Origin of the sequence: Stieleria magnilauensis (assembly GCA_007753675.1) — a bacterium.
Classification (GTDB): domain Bacteria; phylum Planctomycetota; class Planctomycetia; order Pirellulales; family Pirellulaceae; genus Stieleria; species Stieleria magnilauensis.
Map to the genome: position 1 here is coordinate 9,454,715 of CP036432.1, position 17,134 is coordinate 9,471,848.

Sequence of the window (17,134 nt, forward strand, 5' to 3'; positions counted from 1 at the left end):
CCTCTCGCTCTGGGATGTAATGCCTCCGCCCCCGATTTTCCGGTCACTTCTCCACCGTGCATACCATTCGCCTCCGCCGACCCTGGCTGCGCTCGGCCGACCCGCTATCTCCGCCTGACAAGGTGGATGTCCCCGACACCACACCACTGGCGGTGACCGGCGGCGACCGGGTGACCTATCGGCGCGTCTTCAACCGCCCGACCGGGTTGACGCCGACCGACGTGGTCTGGCTGTCGATTCCGCAATACGCGGCCGATTCGATCGAAGTCCGGATCAATGACACCCTGATCGTCCGATCGACCACCGGCGATCCGATTCGCGTCGATATCACCGCACAGCTGCAGACGTCCAATCAATTGGCCGTCACCCTGAAACCGAGCGGGTCGTCCCCCGCGGCACTGGACGGCCAGGTGACGCTGCAAATCGAATCGCCGCAATCCTAGCGCTGGTCGATGGGAAACGCGTTGCCCCAGGGAGCAGGTTCTGCTGCGCAGCCGCTTTGCCGTGGGGTGACCGGGGCGTTAGGATGGACACGTTCGCAGCGCGTCCTTTGTTTGCTTTTGGTAATCCTTTTCAACGGAGAACCTTGCCATGCCACCCGGTCCAGCGACTTCGATTCGCCCCACCGTGTGTCGCAGTGTGTGTCGCAGTGTGTCTCGGGCCGGCCTCTGGCCACTGGCCGTCATCGTTTTGCTGTCGGCGATGTTTGCGTCGTTTCCGCAGCCATCCGCCGCGGCCGATCGCAACGAGGCCCGCTTTCGTCGATTGCTGACCGGTCGTCATGACGAAGCGCGTGTCGCGGCGCTGCGGTCGGTCCCGAGCGACTTTCAAAGCCGCCTGTACGCGCTACCGATCGTCGTCGACGCCTTGGAAATCCTTTGCAAAGACGCCCGATTCGACCGGGCGGTCAAACAGGGCCAGCCGGAACTGCCCGGAGGCGTGCGATTGATGATCGACTTCATCGGAACGGTCGATCGCCCCGAGGCAACCGAAACGCTCGTCGACCTGCTCGATTGCAGTCGTCTGACCTGGGCGATGGCATCGATTCAAACCCTCTGCAAAAACCAACACCACGCCGCCATCGATGACGTCATCGGCCTGATCGGTTCAGAGGCCTTTGATGCCAGCTACGGATTCCGGTTCACACTCGCACGCGGACTGAAGGAGATGAAACATCCCGACGCGTGGGAGGGTCTCGCCAAACTCTTCGAACACGTCGATGGACAATTGGCACATCGGCTGGACCAAGAGTTTCAACACGTCACCAGCGAAGATTTCGATGGCGACGAGGAACGCTACCAGGCCTGGCGAGGTCTGGTCGGATTAACCCCCAAACCGGAGTCTTCCCAAGTAGACGCCTTGGCCAAGGCATCCGAGATTCTCCGCCAAGACGGGCAACCGGAGCTGTCGATCCCGCAGCAGATGGGATTGCAACCGGCCAAATCAGCCGCCTCCTACGCGCGGGAAAAACGATTGAAGCCGTCGCACTATTATGGAATCAACATTTATGCCAAGCGATTGCTGTTTTTGATCGATCGCAGCGGCAGCATGAAGACGGTGGTGGGCGGCCATGCCAGGATCCAACGCGCTAAAATGGAATTGATCACCGCGATCAATGGCCTGGACGAACAATGCCAGTTCGGCATCCTGGTGTTCGACAACGATGTCCGTGCTTGGCGCGAAGAATTGGTCGAAGCGAACGAGACGAACAAACGCAATGCGATCCGATTTGTCGAATACTTATCCGCCGGACGGAGCACCAACACCTATGCCGCGCTGCGTCGATCGCTCAGCTTTGACCCGCAACTCGAAGCCGTCTTCCTGCTGACCGACGGCGAACCGACGTACGGACCAATCGTGAATCCCTCGGCAATCCTGCTGGACATCCTTCGTCGCAATGAAGTCCACAACGTGACGATCAACACGATCGCGATCGCCGTCGAACCATTGATGGCGACGTTCCTGAGAAACCTGAGCGAACCGAGCAACGGGGAATTCCGAGAGGTCAGGTGAGGCGAGACGGCAGAAGAAGAAGCTAGAAGCCTATCCCACTTGTTTCTCGTTCCTTGCCCCCATCGTCTTGCCCCCATCGTCTTGCCCCCATCGTCTTGCCCCTCCGCCTCACCCAGCATTCCGCCTCACTTCTTCTCCACCACCGAACCCTCGATCGTCTCCGGCTCCTTCAACGTCGCGGCCGTCAGCAGTTTTTCTCGCTGATGGGTGTGCCACAATTTCAGTGACAGAAACAGGGTGGCGAAGGTGACGACAAACGCGATCACGGTCAGAAACAGCGGTTGCAGATAATTGACCGAGACGTGGGCGATGGCTTCACCCCCGGCCTTCATCGTCCGCCCGGCGATGCCGGCCTTGCTGACCACGATCGGGTTTCCCTCGGCATCGAAAACGATTTCATCCCCGCCGAGAATACGTTCCGACTCGGCCAGAATGATCGTGGTGGTCGCGGCGGTAAACAGCGTCTTGCCGGGATTGTCGGCGGCGAACCGCCCCATGAAGCCGACCATCCGCTCGGCATCATTTCGCAACAGCGACAACACGCCGTTGCGTGGCGTGGTCGGCAGCGCCGCCAGATCATCGGCATGTCGGCCGACGACGATGGCTTGATCGCTCGTCAGTTTGGTCGCCAGTTCCGCCCCGTCGTCACCCAACACGCGGGCCAGCATCCCTCCCACGCCCGGATGTTTCAATTCACTTCGCAGTGCCGAGACGCCCACGCGGCCGACGGTCTGGGCCAGTTCGCGCCCGGCGGGCCCGGCCGACAGACGTGCCAAGGCCGCCCGCACCTGGGACTCGGGCAATTCGTCCAGCGCGGCCAACAGCGGCGTTAACTCGGGGGCATTGTCCAGCGCCGTGAGCGCTTCGGGGCCATACTTGCTGGCCAACCGACCGACCTGTTCGGCCGTCTCTTGGCCGCCTTCACGTACGGCCGCGGCGCCGACGCGCTCGGCCATTTCACGTCCGCCTTGGCGAGCCAGAAATTCGGTCGCCTCCTCGGTGCCTTCTTTCCCAAAGTACTTCAGGATCGCGCGGGCAACCGACGTACCCGACAGGACGCCCAACGGTGATCCCGCCCGGGCGACGGGCGCGGGCTCGATCGCGACCAGGGCGGTCAGAATCCCGATCAACGCGAGTGTCAAACGGCGACTGGCATTCATCATCACAACGATTCTCCGTCGACAATTTGCTGATAGAAACGATCACGATAGGCGTCGCGCAATTGGCCACATAGTTTAGGCAGGGCATCCTGAAGACCGATTCCCGGCCGCGCGGCGCCGTCGGTTGCTTGGTTTGTCGTCGCATCGCCATTCAACACCCCACCGGAAATCAAGGTCGCCTCCAGATCGTTCAGGTAGATGTGCATCTGGCCGGTTAATTCCGTTTCAAACCGTTCGGTCATCCACCAGTCGATCACCAGACCGATCGCTAACCCGGCCCCGAAACCGACCACGGCACCGACCGGCCCCCCGATCGATCCGCCGCCGGCACCGGTCGCCGAAGCCCCCACCGTCGCGCTCGCACCGGCCGCCGAGCTGATCGCCACCGAGGGTGCGAAGCGGACCAGCAAGCCGGTGACGACCGATCGAGCGGCAAACGCACCGACCTCGCCGAGCACCAGGGCGCCGAGCATGTTTTCCACACTCGTCGTTCCCTGACCGGCCGCGTAACGGCCCAGCTCGGTCGACAATTCTCGGAAAAAGGCGTCGTGTTGTTCCAATTGCACTCCCGGCAAGTCGGACGTCGTCAGCGCCGCCTGGACGCGCGTCAGCATCAAGGTCTGATTGGCGTCGACATCACGACGAAATTGCAGCAGCGCGGTGGAGATGTCATCGAGCAGCGTTTCTTCGGAAAACAAATGCGATTCAAATTTGTCCTGCACGTACGCTTCGACGCGGCCGTCGCTCGTCCACCAGCCGCCGGGCATGCGTTTCAGCACGCCCAGTCGTGTGGAGATGCTGGTCATGTCTTCGACAAACGGCTCGACCCCGGCATGGTACCGCTTGAGTGTCCGATCGATCCGCTGCAGGCAACGATCGGCTGCCAACCGATTTTGGTCATCGATTTCGGCAATCAATGGGATGACTTCGGCGTCATAGAACCGCGCCCGCGCGACGCGTCGTGCCGTCTGCGAACTCAGTGCGGCATCCCGAGTCGATTCGGAGGAGTGCGGCATCGATTGCGGTGATGCCTGTGTCGCAAGTCGCTCCGCCTGGGGCTGAAGCGTCACGCCCAGTGTGATCAAGGCGACTGCGGTGGCGACCGTCAGCGGCACCTTCAAGGGCGTACGGCTGGGAAGCATCTGAGCTGCCGTTTCTGATCGTCGCCGAACCAACGTTTCATCTCCCCCGTTTCAAAACAGGTCCGCCAGACGGCCTGTCGGTTTCTTCGCTTGTTCCCCCATGGGGCGCGATCACACGAGTCTCCAGCCGACGCGGGTATCAACAATCCGAACAGGACGTTGGCCCATCCGCCCGCTGCGTCATGAGCGTCACGGACGCCAGCCTACGATGCCCAGAATTTCCACTTGGACCGCTTCGGGGTCGGCCGCTTGGGATGCACGCCCAAAACGCCCCACTGCTGCGTCTCGCCGACCTTGATATCGGCCACTCTCAACAACGACGCTTCCTTGAGTTTCCGGATCAATCGATTATTTCTGTCGGTCTGGACCACCTGAACACGATTTTTGAATTGAGCCATCGCCGACATGATCGCGGACAAAGCCTGCCTGGCAGATGTCGGTTCCCCGAAATCTTCGATCACAAACACCGACTCATTTTTGGGACGTCCCACGGTATCCGCGAAACGCCAGCGGTCGCCCTCCTGGTCCCAGCCGTGGTAATCACCAGCCATTGATTTGCCTCAGTCCCAAACGACCCGAAACTCAACTCTCTCAGTCAGTAGCTTACACGAAGAACGGCAGCACAATCAAAGTCGATTCAGCCAAGCAATCAAACAATCATCCATCCAATACGATCGCTGGCGGCCGACAAATCCCGCATGCCCCCCGGTTGCGGTCAGCAACACGCGTGTTCGATCGGGCCAGCGTGCATTGGTGAAACAATCCGCCGGGACGATCGGATCGTCCTTTGCCGCCAGAACCAAGGTTTTGACGGGATTGGACGCGGTCACATGCGTCGCCCCACACTGTCGGTAATACTCCAAAGCCCCCTGGAAACCACTCAGCGGAGCGGTCAGCCGATCATCCAGCTCGAGCAGCGTTTTGGGGCGACCGAGCGAAGCGATTTTCTGGAAATGCTCGCGCTCGCGGACCGCCGGCGCGATCCGTTCAAACAGGGTGCGAATGAAGTAGTAGTTGTACAACCGTCTGGAGAGCCGCTCCATGTTTTCGCTGCAGCGGACCAAATCAATGGGTGGGGCGACCACCGCGATTCGCTCCAGCCGATCAAACCACTCCGGCCGGGCGTCCAACCCCGCACCGACCCGACCGGCCAGACGCAGCAGCTGGTTCCCGCCCAATGAGACGCCCACCGCGGCCAGCGGTGAATCCGGATGCCGTCGTGCAACAAAATCCAGCGCGGCCAACACGTCTTCGCTGCGGCCGGCGTGACTCAAGCCCCGCGACAAATCCCGCGCCGCACCGCAACCGCGCATGTCCACGCGGTAAACCGTCCACCCCAACCGCACGAACCGGCCGGCCAAACGAATCATGTACGGGGAACCGTGACAACCGCTGAGCCCGTGGAACAACACCACGGTGCGACCGCCCAACGTGCGATCTGCCAACGGCCCCGTCCGACCGATATCCGATGCCGCCGATCGCCCACCATCGACCGCCCCACCATCGACCGCTGCGTTCTCATGCAGCACAATGGCGTCCCCGTCCGGCAACTCCACCACGTGGTTTGCGTCAGCGGCGATCTGTTGCCCAGGTGCCCGAAGCGATGCGAGCGTTTGCAAATGCCCGCCGCGGATCAACAGGTCGGGCTTAAACGGTGGGGGCACAAAGTTTTTCATTTCCCGATCAGTGTAAAGAAACGCGTTGGATTCATGCAAACGATCCGATCCTTCATCTCCATTCCGGTCCCCGCCGCCGTCACTTCCGCCGCCGGAAAGATCATGAAACGGCTCAAACCGCTCGACGACAGCTTCAAGTGGGTGCCGATCGAAAATTTTCACTTAACCCTGAAGTTCCTCGGCGAAGTCGACAACGTCGAAGTCCCCGCGGTTTGCAAAGCGATTCGTCGCGTGACCGACAAACTCGAACCCTTTGAATTAGGGTTTGCCGGGACCGGCGGTTTTCCCAATGCCGAAAAACCACGTATCGTCTTCATCGGGGTGGACGACCCGACCGGAAACCTGGTCCAACTGGTCGCCGGACTGGAAAAGCAACTCGCCGACCTGGGGTTCAAACCCGAACCACGCGATTACACACCGCACCTGACCCTCGGACGCACCCGCAGCAATTCCAGGCGGGGCGGCGATGCGTTGGTCGAGGCGATGAAGGATCTGGCCGACATCCAGATCGGCGAAATGGTGGTCGATGAAGTTCACCTGATGGCCAGCTTTCTCGACAAGTCTGGGCCGACGTATCAAGTCATGGACACGATCGAGTTGGAATAGCCGTCGTTTGCCGCCATCGGCCCGGCCAGACTAAACTGGTGGCATGAGCACCGTACCCGATCCCGATGCCTCGCCGCCGATCGCACCGCCGGCCGCCAACCGTGCCGGAGCAACTTCACCGGCCGCGCAAGCGTTAATCGCGCCGTCGTCACCGCCCCATCCGCCGCGGAATCTCACCGTCAGCGAACGCGTCGCCGACGTGCTGGCCGAAGTCTTTCAAGTGCTCAACGGACCCGATGAATCGAATGAAGGTTCCGTTTAGTTTCTGCCGTAGGCGTTTCCCTTGATCGGATTCGCGTTCTAATCCTCACTCGACTCCGACGCGCATCGGAGACGATTGCCCTCTCCGTGAACTCCCCCCTGTTTCGACCGAGTCCATGAATCTTGTAACCCGCCTTTCGCTGATCGTTGCCACGACACTGTTCCTTCCGTTGATCGCGTCGGCGCACGAAGGCGCCGCTGACCATCGCCACGACCACGATCGTCCGCCGAGTGTCTTGACGACCCGATCGGCGGCGAAAGTCATCGCGCCGTCGGTCGCCGAAGACGGGTTTCAATTCATCGTCTACGGCGACCGAACCGGAGGCGTTCCCGCCGGTTTGAAAGTCCTCGAGCAAGCCGTCGCCGATACCAATCTGCTGGACCCCGATCTGGTCATGACCGTCGGCGATCTGATCCAAGGTTACAACGAAACGCCCGAGTGGCTTGAGCAAGCCGACGAATACAAACAGATCATGAATCGTCTGAAGATGCGTTGGTTCCCGGTGGCGGGAAACCACGACATCTACTGGCGCGGCGACAACCCCGCACCTCCGGGACACCATGAATCCAACTACGAAAACCACTTCGGTCCGCTCTGGTATTCCTTTCGCCACAAGAACGCCGGCTTCATCGTGCTGTACAGCGACGAAGGCGACCCGGCGACCAACTTGAAAGCGTTCAACGCCGGGCGTCTGCAACAGATGAGCCAGCAACAACTCGACTTTCTCGATCAGGCGTTGAAGGATCTCTCCGGCCAGGATCACGTGTTCGTGTTCTTGCATCATCCGCGTTGGATCGGCGGCGGCTACACCGGATCCAACTGGGACACCGTCCATCAACGCTTGGCCGACGCGGGCAATGTTTCCGCCGTCTTCGCCGGACACATCCACAAGATGCGTTACGACGGCGTCAAGGACGGCATCGAGTACTACGCCTTGGCGACCACCGGCGGCCACATCCCCAACGATCTGCCGATCCCCGGCGCGGGCCATCTGCATCACTTCAACGTCGTCACCGTGCGTCCCAAACGCATCACCGTCTCGTCGCTGCCGGTCGGCGCGGTGTTTGACCCCAAGCAATTCACGCCAGAGTTTTTGAAAGAGATTGAACGGGCCCAATCGATTCGACCGAAACAACTTTCCGACGACGTGATGCTCTCGTTCGACGGATCGGCCAACGGAGTCGTCAAGCTGCAACTCGATAACCCCGCCGAGCACCCCGTCGAGTTGACGATCCTGATGGCTCGACAATCGCTGGAAAGCCAATGGTCATCGACGCTCGATCATCAACACCTGGCGCTGCAATCGGGTGAAACGAAGACCGTGGAATTCGTGATCCGTCGCGGTCCCAACGCCGGCGTCGCAACCAGCAACCCGGCGGTTACGATCGCCAAACGCTACCTCGGCGAGAACGTCGCGGTCGACTTGCCCGAGGCAGAGTTTCCGATCGGACTGCAATTGAGCGAGGTTCCGGCTGACTTTTTTGCCTCGTCGCCCAATCAATCGCTGCTGGTCAGCGACGAAGCCTCTGCGATCGCGATCCGCGACGATGCCTTCGAGCTGCCCTCCGGACCCTTCACAATCGAAACCTGGATCAAACCGACACGGCAAGACGGCTTTGACGCGATCATCGCAAAAACACAAAGCTCTGAGTACGCGTTTTTCTCCGACCACGGAATCGTCCAATTCGACGTGCACCTGGGCGGCCGCTACGTCTCGGCGATCAGCCAAGACGCCTTGCCGCTGAACCAGTGGTCGCACCTTGCCGGCGTTTACGACGGAAACAACGTGATCCTGTACATCAACGGCAAACGGGTTGCATCCAAGCCTGCCAAGGGGAAACGCAAACCGAACGCGCTGCCGTTGTTTCTCGGTGCCGATCCCGATCACGCCGGCAATCCGACTCGATCGTTTACCGGCCAACTGGACGAATTCCGACTGTCGACAGGGGTCCGCTATGATGACGATTTCACGCCAACGAAGCGACACGAGCCCGACGCAACGACCGTGCTGCTGCACCACTTCGATCGCACCGTCGGACCGTTCCTGCTCGATCACAGTGCGTCGGCCGCCAACGGATTGCTGGGCCAAACCAGCAAACTCGTCCCGGTGCAGTAGAACGCGTTCCAACCACCAAGTGGGGTAAGCATCCTGCTTGCCATCCCCGCCGGCTCTGCCGGCCGGCTCGGCTGGCGAGGAGTCGTAGGGCATGCTGTGCATGCCGAGGAGGCGTAGGGCATGCTGTGCATGCCGATTGCAATGAGACCGGATGAGCCCCAGCGAATCCGGGCGTAACCCCAGGCTCTGTTGTTGATGCCCTTCGGGCAAACGCTGCGGAATGATTTCTGCAGCATATGCCTCTGCGCCCGATCCTGCCCGGCAACAAGGTCTTGCCCACTCCAACGTCCGACCGACATTCACGATTTTCTTTCAATCGATCAGACAAATTCGCGACGCCGGCGCATCAGCCTTTTGCCCTGATGATCCCTTCCGCCGCCGCCAAGCCATTTCATGTCTGAATCAACCGCTGCGCGACTGCTCTCTCTCAACCAGCAAGCGATCGCCATTGTTGGCCTGAACATTCCGTTGGACTTTGGACTCGGGAGCGAGACGGCGGAACGGCTTCGTGAACTCAACGAACGGCTGCTCGTCGATGTCGGACGCGACCTTTCGCCCGACGCGTTGCTGGAAAAGCATGACGTGCCGGAGCGTTATCGGGCGATCGCGCGAATGTTGCTGGCGTCCGACGATCCGGTGCCGGTGTTCGAGTCGATCGCGATCCAACAGCTTGATCGTGAAGCGACGGCCGGCCCGCTCCGCCAAGCGATTAAAGAACCACTTGTCGTCGCCGGGCTCGCCTACCTCGGGATGATCATCTTCTGCACGCTTTCGGTTCCGTCGATCGAAACTCAATACACCCAACAAGGGCTGACCCCCAGCGGTGTGACAGGGTGGTTGATTGCGATCCGTGGTGCCATGCCGTATTGGATCATCGGCTTTCCGATCCTGATGATCGCCTGCTGGTGGATCTGGCGCAAACTGGTCAACGGCCCGCTGCTGTCACTCTTTCCCGGCGGTACCGCCTACTCGCGTTGGCTTGCGGCCGAATCACAATCGCGGCGATTGGCAGTGCTGATCACGTCGGGCGTCGACCAAGAAACGGCGCTCTCGCTGGCCAGCACCAGTGTTTCTCCGCAGCTCCCGATCCGACCGATCGCCGAAAACATCGTCCGCAACGGAGCCCCACAGTCTCAAGCGAGAGCGTTGAGCCGTCTGGCCGGGTTTTACCATTTTTTGGCCGGCGACCGTCGCCAAACCTTCGTGACAAAACTGCCCGCCTTTATCGGTTTGCTGTTCGCCGGATTGATCGTGCTCGGCTATGGCTTGGCCACGTTTCTGCCCTGGATCGCGATCTTGCAAACTGAGGGTGCCATGGAGGTGTTGAACCGATGAAGATTGAATCCAAAGGCGACGACCCACGCGGCGAAACGACATTGGTTCCGATGAAGTCGCTGTACGAGCGCATCGAACGGGTGCGAAACACCCGCAAGGACTTGCCGGCGCAACTGCGAAACATCGCCCAAGAGATCCCGAGTGCTTGGACACGCAACACACTGCGTCAGCTCGCCACCGCCCTCGACGAAGGCGCGACTCCCGCGCAGCTTGTCGCCCGGTTCCCGGAGCATTGTTGGCTGCTCACGCTCCAATCGTCGGCGGCGACGACCGATGCGTTGACCGCGATGCTCGAACAGTCCGCCTTCCAGCACAGCCTGCGGACCAAAAAGATCCGCACCATCGCCTATCCGCTGATCCTGATGCTGATCGCGATCGCCTTGCTGATGGCAGTGATCGTCTTCCTGGTCCCGACTTTTGATGAAATGTACCGGGAGTTCGGGTTGCGACTGCCGGCCCCGACCGAGGCGTTGATCAATCTCTCGCGAGGGATCGATGCCCATCCCCTGCTGGCCTTCATCCTGCTGTGCACGTTTCTGTCCGGTGTGGCGGGTCTGTTGTGGGTCTGGATCGGCGACACTTCCGTCAAACGAAAGCTGTTCGGCACGTCGGTGCACGGCCCGATGATGAGACAATCGCTGGCCAAGGTTGCATTGCAAGTCGCGGAACTGGTCGACGAAGGGATCGAACTGGACCGGGCGCTCAAGATCGCCGCCGAATCCAATGCCGACGTGGCAATGCGGAGCCTGATCGGCGACCTTGCGATCCAAGCCGGCCACGACGCAAGCCTGTTGCATCGGACCCGTTCCGCGTTGATCTTTCCGCCGAACTTTCTGTTTGCACTCAACCCCGCCCTTCCGTCCGCCCATCCCGTCCCCTCGCCGCCCAACACAACGATGCTTCGCGAACTGGCCGCCAGCTATCGTGACTTGTCGATGCGTCGCAAGGATTGGGTCGCGTTCATCCTCGGACAATTCACCGTCATCGGTGTCGGTCTGATGATCGGCTTTCTCGTCCTCGCGTTGTTTTCGCCAATGGTCAGTCTGGTCTCGTCTCTCTCCTCCTGATCGATCACATGTTCAATTTTCTCTCCGGACTGCTCCAATCGATGCTTCCCAGTGGGCTGGTCGGCAATTCGACGCGCAGCAAACAGAACGCACTGCTTCGAATTCTGGCACTGTCCCACTCGCAACGTTTGGATCCGAAAACGTTGATTCGGAATTTGGCGGCCGAGCATCCCGGTCGCTACGGCAAGAAGCTGATGATGCTTCAACGATGGATCGCCGCGGACAGTTCGATGAGCGCCGCACTGGCGCACACGCCGGGTGTCTTGGATGAAGACGACACGTTGGCCATTCAATGTGCGATCGAAACCCAGACGCTCAATGAAACGTTTGTGTTCCTGCTGGAACGTAGCGATGACGCTGGCCAAGCCGCGGCCGGTGAAATCATCCGCGGCATGCTCGGTTACGTCCTCGGCGTGCTCTGTTTTGCGATCCTGGTCGCTTCGTTCTTGATGATTTTCATCGTCCCCACCTTCGAGCAGATTTTCGAAGAATTTGCGATGGAATTGCCGCCGCTGATGCTCGCACTGGTCCATTTCAGCGACACCTTCGCGGCGGTGGTTCCGATCGCATTGCTGGTCGTCTTGGGTGCCTGCATCCTGATGCTCTTTGAAGACGTGCGGCGTGGAATTCGACTCTCACCCCTGGGACGACTGCTGCCGACGATCGCCGAACGACGATCCGCCGGTCTGCTGCGATTGCTGGCCGTGCCCACCCGACAAGGCACACCGATCGCGCCGACACTGACCGCCGCGGCCCAGTTTCACCCCGACCGCCGAACCCGAAAACGTCTGCTCCGCGCCCGCACCGATGCCCAGACCGATGCGGACATCTGGATTCAATTGGCCAACCAAGGTTTGATCCACAAGAACCAGGCCGACAAGATCAACAAAATCCAATCGCCGCCACTCCGCGGTTGGACTCTCGACACGTTGGCCGTCAAGCAACGCAGACATGCCTACCAAAAAGCCGAATCGATGGCCCGCGTGCTGCAACACATTCCGATCATTGTTCTAGGACTGTTTGTCGGTTGGATCACGATCGCCGTTATGCAAACCCTGACCAGCTTGGTCACTTCACTCGCCTAATCCACCCCTTTCCATGCTCCACCCACTCCACCCACGATTACGTGACCGACGCAACGCTCTCGTGTTGCTCGAAACGCTGATCGCCGCCGGCGTCACCCTGGTGATGCTCTCGGTCGCCGTCCCGATGGTGATCCGTTCGGCACGGATTTGGAAACAAACCCGCCACCAACAGCTTGCCGCCGATGAACTGTCCGGACAACTGGACCGACTGATCGCGATGCCGGCTGAACCCAGACGCCAAGCGATCGAACAGCTGACGGTGTCACCGGCAATCGCAGACGTTCTGCATGACGCGACGATCGAAGGAACCCTTGTCGACGACGACGACGGGAAACGCATCGAATTGTCGCTGCAGTGGACTCGCGCCGGTGAACCGCTGCCGGTCACCCTGGTCGCCTGGATCGATCCCCTGCCGACCAGCTCCGCGGAATCTTCCAGCCCCAACGAGGCAAACTCAGACGAGGCAAACTCTGACGAGGCTGAACGTGCCGACGCTGAACCTGCCGAGAACGATCAGGAGGCCGACCAATGAAGTCGCTGACCCGATCTCGAACCGCACGCCGCGGATTCACGCTCCGTGAGCTCAGCATCGCAATCGCCATCGGCAGCTCGGTGATGATGGTTGCCGTCGGCTTGGTCCACCAAGCGTTTGATTGGTCGACACTGGCGCGACATCGACGCTTGGACGACCAGACGTTTTTCCAGCTCAGCCGTCAACTCCGCAACGATCTGCACATCGCCAATCAAGCGGAGCTGGATTCCGGCGACACGGCCGGCCAGTCCCTGCGGCTTTCCGTCAACGAAAACGAGGTGGTTTACACCCTCACGGACGTTACCGTCACCCGCACCGAGCGTAGCGGTGATGACGTTGTTCGAAACGAAGTCTATCGATTCAAACGTCCGCGGACGCTCGTGTTGACGCGATCGGAAACGGACAACCAGATTCAACTGGACGTCAAAACGATCACGCCCTTCGCCGAGTCCGAAACTCCCCTTTGGCGATCGCTGCGGATGTCGATTGGCTTGCGACTACGCCATCAAAACGGAGACATCGCATCATGAGGATTCAGCCAAGACGGCGACGGCGTGGCGCGTTGATGATCTGTGTCCTCGCCTGCCTGATCGTGGTCGGGTCACTGATCGGCCTGATCGCCAAAGACGCATTGGCCGCCCGGCGTGAAACCCGAACCCGGCTGCAAATGCATCAAACCGAGCGATTGCTGGACGCCGGAATCCTGCGGGCGGCGATGCAATCGAAACGAAACCGCGATTACAGCGGCGAAACCTGGCAACCGCGGTTGTCGTTTGCCGGACGCGACGCCGCGGCAACGGTCACGATTGCTGTCGACGACGACCAGACAACCGTGACCGCCAAACTCGGAACCGCCCCCAACATCACCTCCCAATCCTACGTTTACTCATCGAGCGAAGTCCAATGAAACGAAACGCATTTACCCTGGTCGAATTACTGGTCGTGATCGCGATCATTGGCGTGCTGGTCGGCTTGCTGTTGCCGGCCGTCCAAGCCGCACGTGAAGCCGCACGGCGCATGTCCTGCTCCAACAACATGGTGCAAATCGCTCTTTCGGTCCATCATTACGAATTCTCGATGGAGCATCTGCCCGACGGCGTGACCGACGACCAGGGCCCGATTCGCAATGAAGAGAATGCCGGCAACCACATCGGATGGATGACACGCATCTTGCCCTACATCGAACAGCAAGCCGCGTTTACGAAACTGGATTTCAACAAGAGCGCCTACAGCCCTGAAAACGCTGAAGTGCGTAGCTACAGCATCCCCGCCTATCGATGCCCGTCCAATCCAATGGTTTTCGGCCGCGATAGGACGAACCCAGTCGGCACCTCGGACTACGCCGGCTGTTATCACGACGTCGAAGCCCCCATCGATGCCGACAACAACGGCATCTTTTTCCTCAACAGCGCTCTCCGCTTCGCCCAAATCACCGACGGGTCAAGCAACACGATCATGGTCGGCGAACACCTCGGCGACAAAGACGCCTTGGGCTGGATCACCGGAACACGTGCAACCTTGCGCAACACCGGGGAATTTGTTGACAGGACCTACAGCGACCTGATGGACCAAGAACTGGGCGCCTTGGAAGTCGGCGGCTTTGACAGCTACCACGCCGGCGGAGGAAACTTCGCCATGGCCGATGGTTCGGTCATCTTCCTGACTCACGGCATCGACGAACAGGTCTACCGCTACCTCGGCAACCGTTCCGATGGCGAGTTGATCGACGAAACCGATCGCTATTAACCCAAGACGCGTTCGACCATGCGTCGGCTGTAACCGGTCAGCTTGGGATGCGTCGCGCACCAGCCGCACAAAAACCGATGAAAGTCGGCCCAAGCCCAAGGGAACAGCGACCGCCATTCCCGCTCCAGGTCGTCGGCGGTCGATGCATCGAGCCGTGAATGCAACACGTCGAAATAGACGTCCAAACATTCCGCCTCGCGACGGTCACATTGCTCGTCGCTCAAACAGCTGCCCATCAGGTACGCCACGTCCTTCATCCCGCAACCGCCGCCGACGTATTGAAAGTCCACCGCGGCGACGCTGTCGTGAAGATCGCCGAAACAAAAGTTGGCGACTTTGGCGTCCCCGTGCACCAGGGTCTGGAAACGACACGCTGACAACCGGGCATCGATCTTGGCGGCCGCGTTCTTGAGCGGACCGGCTTGCATCGCAGACCATTCGTCCGGCCGGGTTTCCAAATGCCAGTACGTTCCGGTTTCCCACAACCCGCTCGGGACTCGCCCCAGGAACGTCGCGTGAAAATTCGCCAGCCAACCGAGACACGCATGGAGCTGCGCATCGGTCAGCCGCCCGCAACGACTCGGGAAACCGGCCGCGTCCAGATCTTCCAACACCAAGACTCGGCCGCCGGCGAACGACTCGATCGCGTAGCATGCCGGGACGCGACAGCGTGAATCGCACGCGCGACTCCAATCGCGATACCAATTCGTTTCGACTTCGTAAGACCGCAACTTTCGCGAGTGCGAAACATCACCGGACCAGCCCCGTGGATTGGCAACGCCGAAGCCCGGCGGGGCGATGTGTTTGACGATCACCGATGACGGCACGTCGTCGCCGCGCAGCGTCATCCGCAGGATTTGCCCATAGCCACTCCACAGCGACTGGATCGACTCGGTGGCACTCACGCCGTCGGCGCCCAACATCCGACAGACGAACGACTGAAGTTCCTGTTCGTTCATTCCACTGTATGAACGACAACAGAATTGTGCGCATTCTCGGTCACGCCGCTGCCGCTGACAAACACGATGCGATCACCGGTCTTGAGATAGCCCTTGCCTTTGGCCCAATCACACACCTCGGCGCGGATCATCGCGGGATGTTCCATCTGTGACACCTTACGCGGTTTGATGCCCCAAAACAGGTTGATCCGTCGCAGGGTTGCCGGACAGTCGCTGACGCCCAGGGTCGGAATCAAGCTGCGCGATTTACTTTTGACCCAGGCCGTCCCGCCGCTCTTGGTGGCGATGATGATCATCGCGGCACCGATCGCTTCGGCGATATTGGTCGCTGCGTAGGTAACCGCCGTGGTGATCGGATGCACGCGGTTGCTGATCGCGCGATCGGACATGTCATGCCGCAGCGATTTCTCGGTGAACTGCATGATGCGACTCATCATTTGCACCGCTTTGACTGGATGGTCCCCCACCGCCGTTTCACCGCTCAGCATGCACGCGTCGGCACCATCCAGAATCGCGTTGGCCACGTCGCTCGCTTCGGCACGCGTCGGTCGCGCGCTGTGGTGCATCGATTCCAACATCTGTGTCGCGACGATAACGGGTTTGATTTTCTCCTTGCAAACATCAATGATCCGCTTTTGCGCCAGCGGGGTTTCGGCGACATCGATTTCGACGCCCAAGTCACCGCGCGCGACCATGATCCCGTCGGCAGCATCGACGATCTCTTCCAGATTCTCCATCGCTTCGGGTTTTTCGATCTTGGCGATCACCAACGCCTCACAATCATGCGCCGACAAAACACTCTTGAGCGAGTAGACGTCTTCGGCGGTACGCACAAACGAAAGACTGATAAAATCGATCTCGTGATCCGCCGCCCAGATCGCGTTCTTGATGTCCTTGCGTTGCAGTGCCGAGACAGACAATTTGACACCGGGCAGGTTGATCCCCTGTCGGCTTCGAACTTCGCCGGCCGCCGTCACCCGACAGACCGCCCGCGAGCGGTCGACCGAAACAACCTCCAACGCCACCAATCCGTCGGCCAACATGACGCGATTGCCGGGACGCAATTCGTCGATCAGCTTGGGGTAGCTCGCCGTGACTTCGTGTGCCGCGGTGGGCTCGCCTTCACGGAGAAACGTCAGCTCCATCCCGACATCACACTGCAGGGGGTCACAGAACAATTCCCCCAAACGAATCTTGGGACCGGCCAGGTCCAACAAAATTCCAACGGGAGTCCCCGTTTGCTTGGACGCCTGCCGGATCGCCACGACTTTCTTCTCGTGATCGGCAATCTCCCCATGAGCGGTATTGATGCGAAAGACGTCCACGCCGGCGGTGATCAACTCGGCAAGCTGCTCGGGCGAATCACAGGCCGGGCCGACGGTGGCGACGATCTTGGTGCAGGACTGATGAAGCGTCGGACTGGGCATGGTCAATG

General features: G+C 60.2%; 18 protein-coding genes. 12 read left to right on the forward strand and 6 right to left on the reverse strand.

Annotation, left to right across the window (positions count from 1 at the left end; all coding sequences use genetic code 11):
• Positions 1 to 56 precede the first annotated feature (56 nt).
• Together TBK1r_RS33940 and TBK1r_RS33945 are read left to right on the forward strand one after the other, a co-directional pair.
• Entirely contained in the window at positions 57 to 443 is a 387-nt protein-coding gene (locus TBK1r_RS33940) for a hypothetical protein (protein WP_145220140.1), read from the forward strand.
• Positions 444 to 591: 148 nt separating this feature from the next.
• Entirely contained in the window at positions 592 to 2,013 is a 1,422-nt protein-coding gene (locus TBK1r_RS33945) for a VWA domain-containing protein (RefSeq protein WP_145220142.1), read from the forward strand.
• A gap of 125 nt (positions 2,014 to 2,138) precedes the next feature.
• On the opposite strand, the gene TBK1r_RS33950 is transcribed toward TBK1r_RS33945, so the two are convergent.
• From TBK1r_RS33950 to TBK1r_RS33965, 4 genes are all read right to left on the reverse strand, one after another.
• Positions 2,139 to 3,176: a hypothetical protein gene (locus TBK1r_RS33950; protein WP_145220144.1), complete on the reverse strand. Its 1,038-nt coding sequence runs from the start codon at positions 3,174 to 3,176 to the stop codon at positions 2,139 to 2,141.
• The gene (locus TBK1r_RS33955; protein ID WP_145220147.1) at positions 3,176 to 4,315 is read right to left on the reverse strand and encodes a hypothetical protein; all 1,140 of its coding nucleotides are present in this window, start codon (positions 4,313 to 4,315) and stop codon (positions 3,176 to 3,178) included. Before TBK1r_RS33955 ends, TBK1r_RS33950 begins: the two co-directional genes overlap by 1 nt.
• A gap of 203 nt (positions 4,316 to 4,518) precedes the next feature.
• Complete coding sequence (locus TBK1r_RS33960) at positions 4,519 to 4,866, reverse strand: hypothetical protein (protein ID WP_145220149.1); 348 nt, start codon at positions 4,864 to 4,866, stop codon at positions 4,519 to 4,521.
• A gap of 75 nt (positions 4,867 to 4,941) precedes the next feature.
• Positions 4,942 to 5,991, reverse strand: coding sequence for a YheT family hydrolase (locus tag TBK1r_RS33965; RefSeq protein WP_145220151.1), 1,050 nt, complete (start codon positions 5,989 to 5,991; stop codon positions 4,942 to 4,944).
• Positions 5,992 to 6,024: 33 nt separating this feature from the next.
• On the opposite strand from TBK1r_RS33965, the gene thpR reads away from it, so the two are divergent.
• The 10 genes from thpR to TBK1r_RS34015 all read left to right on the forward strand — a co-directional run bounded on the left by thpR (position 6,025) and on the right by TBK1r_RS34015 (position 14,740).
• Complete coding sequence (gene thpR / locus TBK1r_RS33970) at positions 6,025 to 6,597, forward strand: RNA 2',3'-cyclic phosphodiesterase (protein WP_145220153.1); 573 nt, start codon at positions 6,025 to 6,027, stop codon at positions 6,595 to 6,597.
• Between the two features lie 43 nt (positions 6,598 to 6,640).
• On the forward strand, positions 6,641 to 6,859 hold the full coding sequence (locus tag TBK1r_RS33975; RefSeq protein ID WP_145220155.1) for a hypothetical protein: 219 nt from the start codon (positions 6,641 to 6,643) through the stop codon (positions 6,857 to 6,859).
• Between the two features lie 115 nt (positions 6,860 to 6,974).
• A complete protein-coding gene (locus TBK1r_RS33980; protein WP_145220157.1) occupies positions 6,975 to 8,975 on the forward strand; it encodes a LamG-like jellyroll fold domain-containing protein in 2,001 nt (666 codons plus the stop codon).
• A gap of 393 nt (positions 8,976 to 9,368) precedes the next feature.
• A complete protein-coding gene (locus tag TBK1r_RS33985) occupies positions 9,369 to 10,310 on the forward strand; it encodes a type II secretion system F family protein (protein ID WP_145220159.1) in 942 nt (313 codons plus the stop codon).
• Entirely contained in the window at positions 10,307 to 11,377 is a 1,071-nt protein-coding gene (locus tag TBK1r_RS33990; protein ID WP_145220161.1) for a type II secretion system F family protein, read from the forward strand. The genes TBK1r_RS33985 and TBK1r_RS33990 overlap by 4 nt, the downstream gene beginning before the upstream one ends.
• A gap of 8 nt (positions 11,378 to 11,385) precedes the next feature.
• Positions 11,386 to 12,462 carry a type II secretion system F family protein gene (locus TBK1r_RS33995; RefSeq protein WP_145220162.1) on the forward strand — a complete coding sequence of 359 codons (1,077 nt, stop codon included), beginning with the start codon at positions 11,386 to 11,388 and terminating at the stop codon, positions 12,460 to 12,462.
• Between the two features lie 13 nt (positions 12,463 to 12,475).
• A complete protein-coding gene (locus TBK1r_RS34000) occupies positions 12,476 to 12,994 on the forward strand; it encodes a hypothetical protein (protein ID WP_145220164.1) in 519 nt (172 codons plus the stop codon).
• Complete coding sequence (locus TBK1r_RS34005) at positions 12,991 to 13,524, forward strand: PulJ/GspJ family protein (RefSeq protein WP_145220166.1); 534 nt, start codon at positions 12,991 to 12,993, stop codon at positions 13,522 to 13,524. The genes TBK1r_RS34000 and TBK1r_RS34005 overlap by 4 nt, the downstream gene beginning before the upstream one ends.
• Complete coding sequence (locus TBK1r_RS34010) at positions 13,521 to 13,901, forward strand: hypothetical protein (RefSeq protein WP_145220168.1); 381 nt, start codon at positions 13,521 to 13,523, stop codon at positions 13,899 to 13,901. Before TBK1r_RS34005 ends, TBK1r_RS34010 begins: the two co-directional genes overlap by 4 nt.
• Entirely contained in the window at positions 13,898 to 14,740 is an 843-nt protein-coding gene (locus TBK1r_RS34015) for a DUF1559 domain-containing protein (protein ID WP_145220170.1), read from the forward strand. Before TBK1r_RS34010 ends, TBK1r_RS34015 begins: the two co-directional genes overlap by 4 nt.
• On the opposite strand, the gene TBK1r_RS34020 is transcribed toward TBK1r_RS34015, so the two are convergent.
• Together TBK1r_RS34020 and pyk are read right to left on the reverse strand one after the other, a co-directional pair.
• Positions 14,737 to 15,699: an oxidoreductase family protein gene (locus tag TBK1r_RS34020; protein WP_145220172.1), complete on the reverse strand. Its 963-nt coding sequence runs from the start codon at positions 15,697 to 15,699 to the stop codon at positions 14,737 to 14,739. The genes TBK1r_RS34015 and TBK1r_RS34020 overlap by 4 nt on opposite strands.
• Complete coding sequence (gene pyk, locus TBK1r_RS34025) at positions 15,696 to 17,126, reverse strand: pyruvate kinase (RefSeq protein WP_145220174.1); 1,431 nt, start codon at positions 17,124 to 17,126, stop codon at positions 15,696 to 15,698. The genes TBK1r_RS34020 and pyk overlap by 4 nt, the downstream gene beginning before the upstream one ends.
• Between the last annotated feature and the right edge of the window lie 8 nt (positions 17,127 to 17,134).

Bases quoted from the DNA above. Each gene is read 5' to 3' on its own strand.
- TBK1r_RS33945 (WP_145220142.1), top strand. From the start codon at position 592: ATGCCACCCGGTCCAGCGACTTCGATTCGCCCCACCGTGTGTCGCAGT.
- TBK1r_RS33950 (WP_145220144.1), bottom strand. From the start codon at position 3,176: ATGATGAATGCCAGTCGCCGTTTGACACTCGCGTTGATCGGGATTCTG.
- TBK1r_RS33955 (WP_145220147.1), bottom strand. From the start codon at position 4,315: ATGCTTCCCAGCCGTACGCCCTTGAAGGTGCCGCTGACGGTCGCCACC.
- TBK1r_RS33960 (WP_145220149.1), bottom strand. From the start codon at position 4,866: ATGGCTGGTGATTACCACGGCTGGGACCAGGAGGGCGACCGCTGGCGT.
- TBK1r_RS33965 (WP_145220151.1), bottom strand. From the start codon at position 5,991: ATGAAAAACTTTGTGCCCCCACCGTTTAAGCCCGACCTGTTGATCCGC.
- thpR (WP_145220153.1), top strand. From the start codon at position 6,025: ATGCAAACGATCCGATCCTTCATCTCCATTCCGGTCCCCGCCGCCGTC.
- TBK1r_RS33975 (WP_145220155.1), top strand. From the start codon at position 6,641: ATGAGCACCGTACCCGATCCCGATGCCTCGCCGCCGATCGCACCGCCG.
- TBK1r_RS33980 (WP_145220157.1), top strand. From the start codon at position 6,975: ATGAATCTTGTAACCCGCCTTTCGCTGATCGTTGCCACGACACTGTTC.
- TBK1r_RS33985 (WP_145220159.1), top strand. From the start codon at position 9,369: ATGTCTGAATCAACCGCTGCGCGACTGCTCTCTCTCAACCAGCAAGCG.
- TBK1r_RS33990 (WP_145220161.1), top strand. From the start codon at position 10,307: ATGAAGATTGAATCCAAAGGCGACGACCCACGCGGCGAAACGACATTG.
- TBK1r_RS33995 (WP_145220162.1), top strand. From the start codon at position 11,386: ATGTTCAATTTTCTCTCCGGACTGCTCCAATCGATGCTTCCCAGTGGG.
- TBK1r_RS34000 (WP_145220164.1), top strand. From the start codon at position 12,476: ATGCTCCACCCACTCCACCCACGATTACGTGACCGACGCAACGCTCTC.
- TBK1r_RS34005 (WP_145220166.1), top strand. From the start codon at position 12,991: ATGAAGTCGCTGACCCGATCTCGAACCGCACGCCGCGGATTCACGCTC.
- TBK1r_RS34010 (WP_145220168.1), top strand. From the start codon at position 13,521: ATGAGGATTCAGCCAAGACGGCGACGGCGTGGCGCGTTGATGATCTGT.
- TBK1r_RS34015 (WP_145220170.1), top strand. From the start codon at position 13,898: ATGAAACGAAACGCATTTACCCTGGTCGAATTACTGGTCGTGATCGCG.
- TBK1r_RS34020 (WP_145220172.1), bottom strand. From the start codon at position 15,699: ATGAACGAACAGGAACTTCAGTCGTTCGTCTGTCGGATGTTGGGCGCC.
- pyk (WP_145220174.1), bottom strand. From the start codon at position 17,126: ATGCCCAGTCCGACGCTTCATCAGTCCTGCACCAAGATCGTCGCCACC.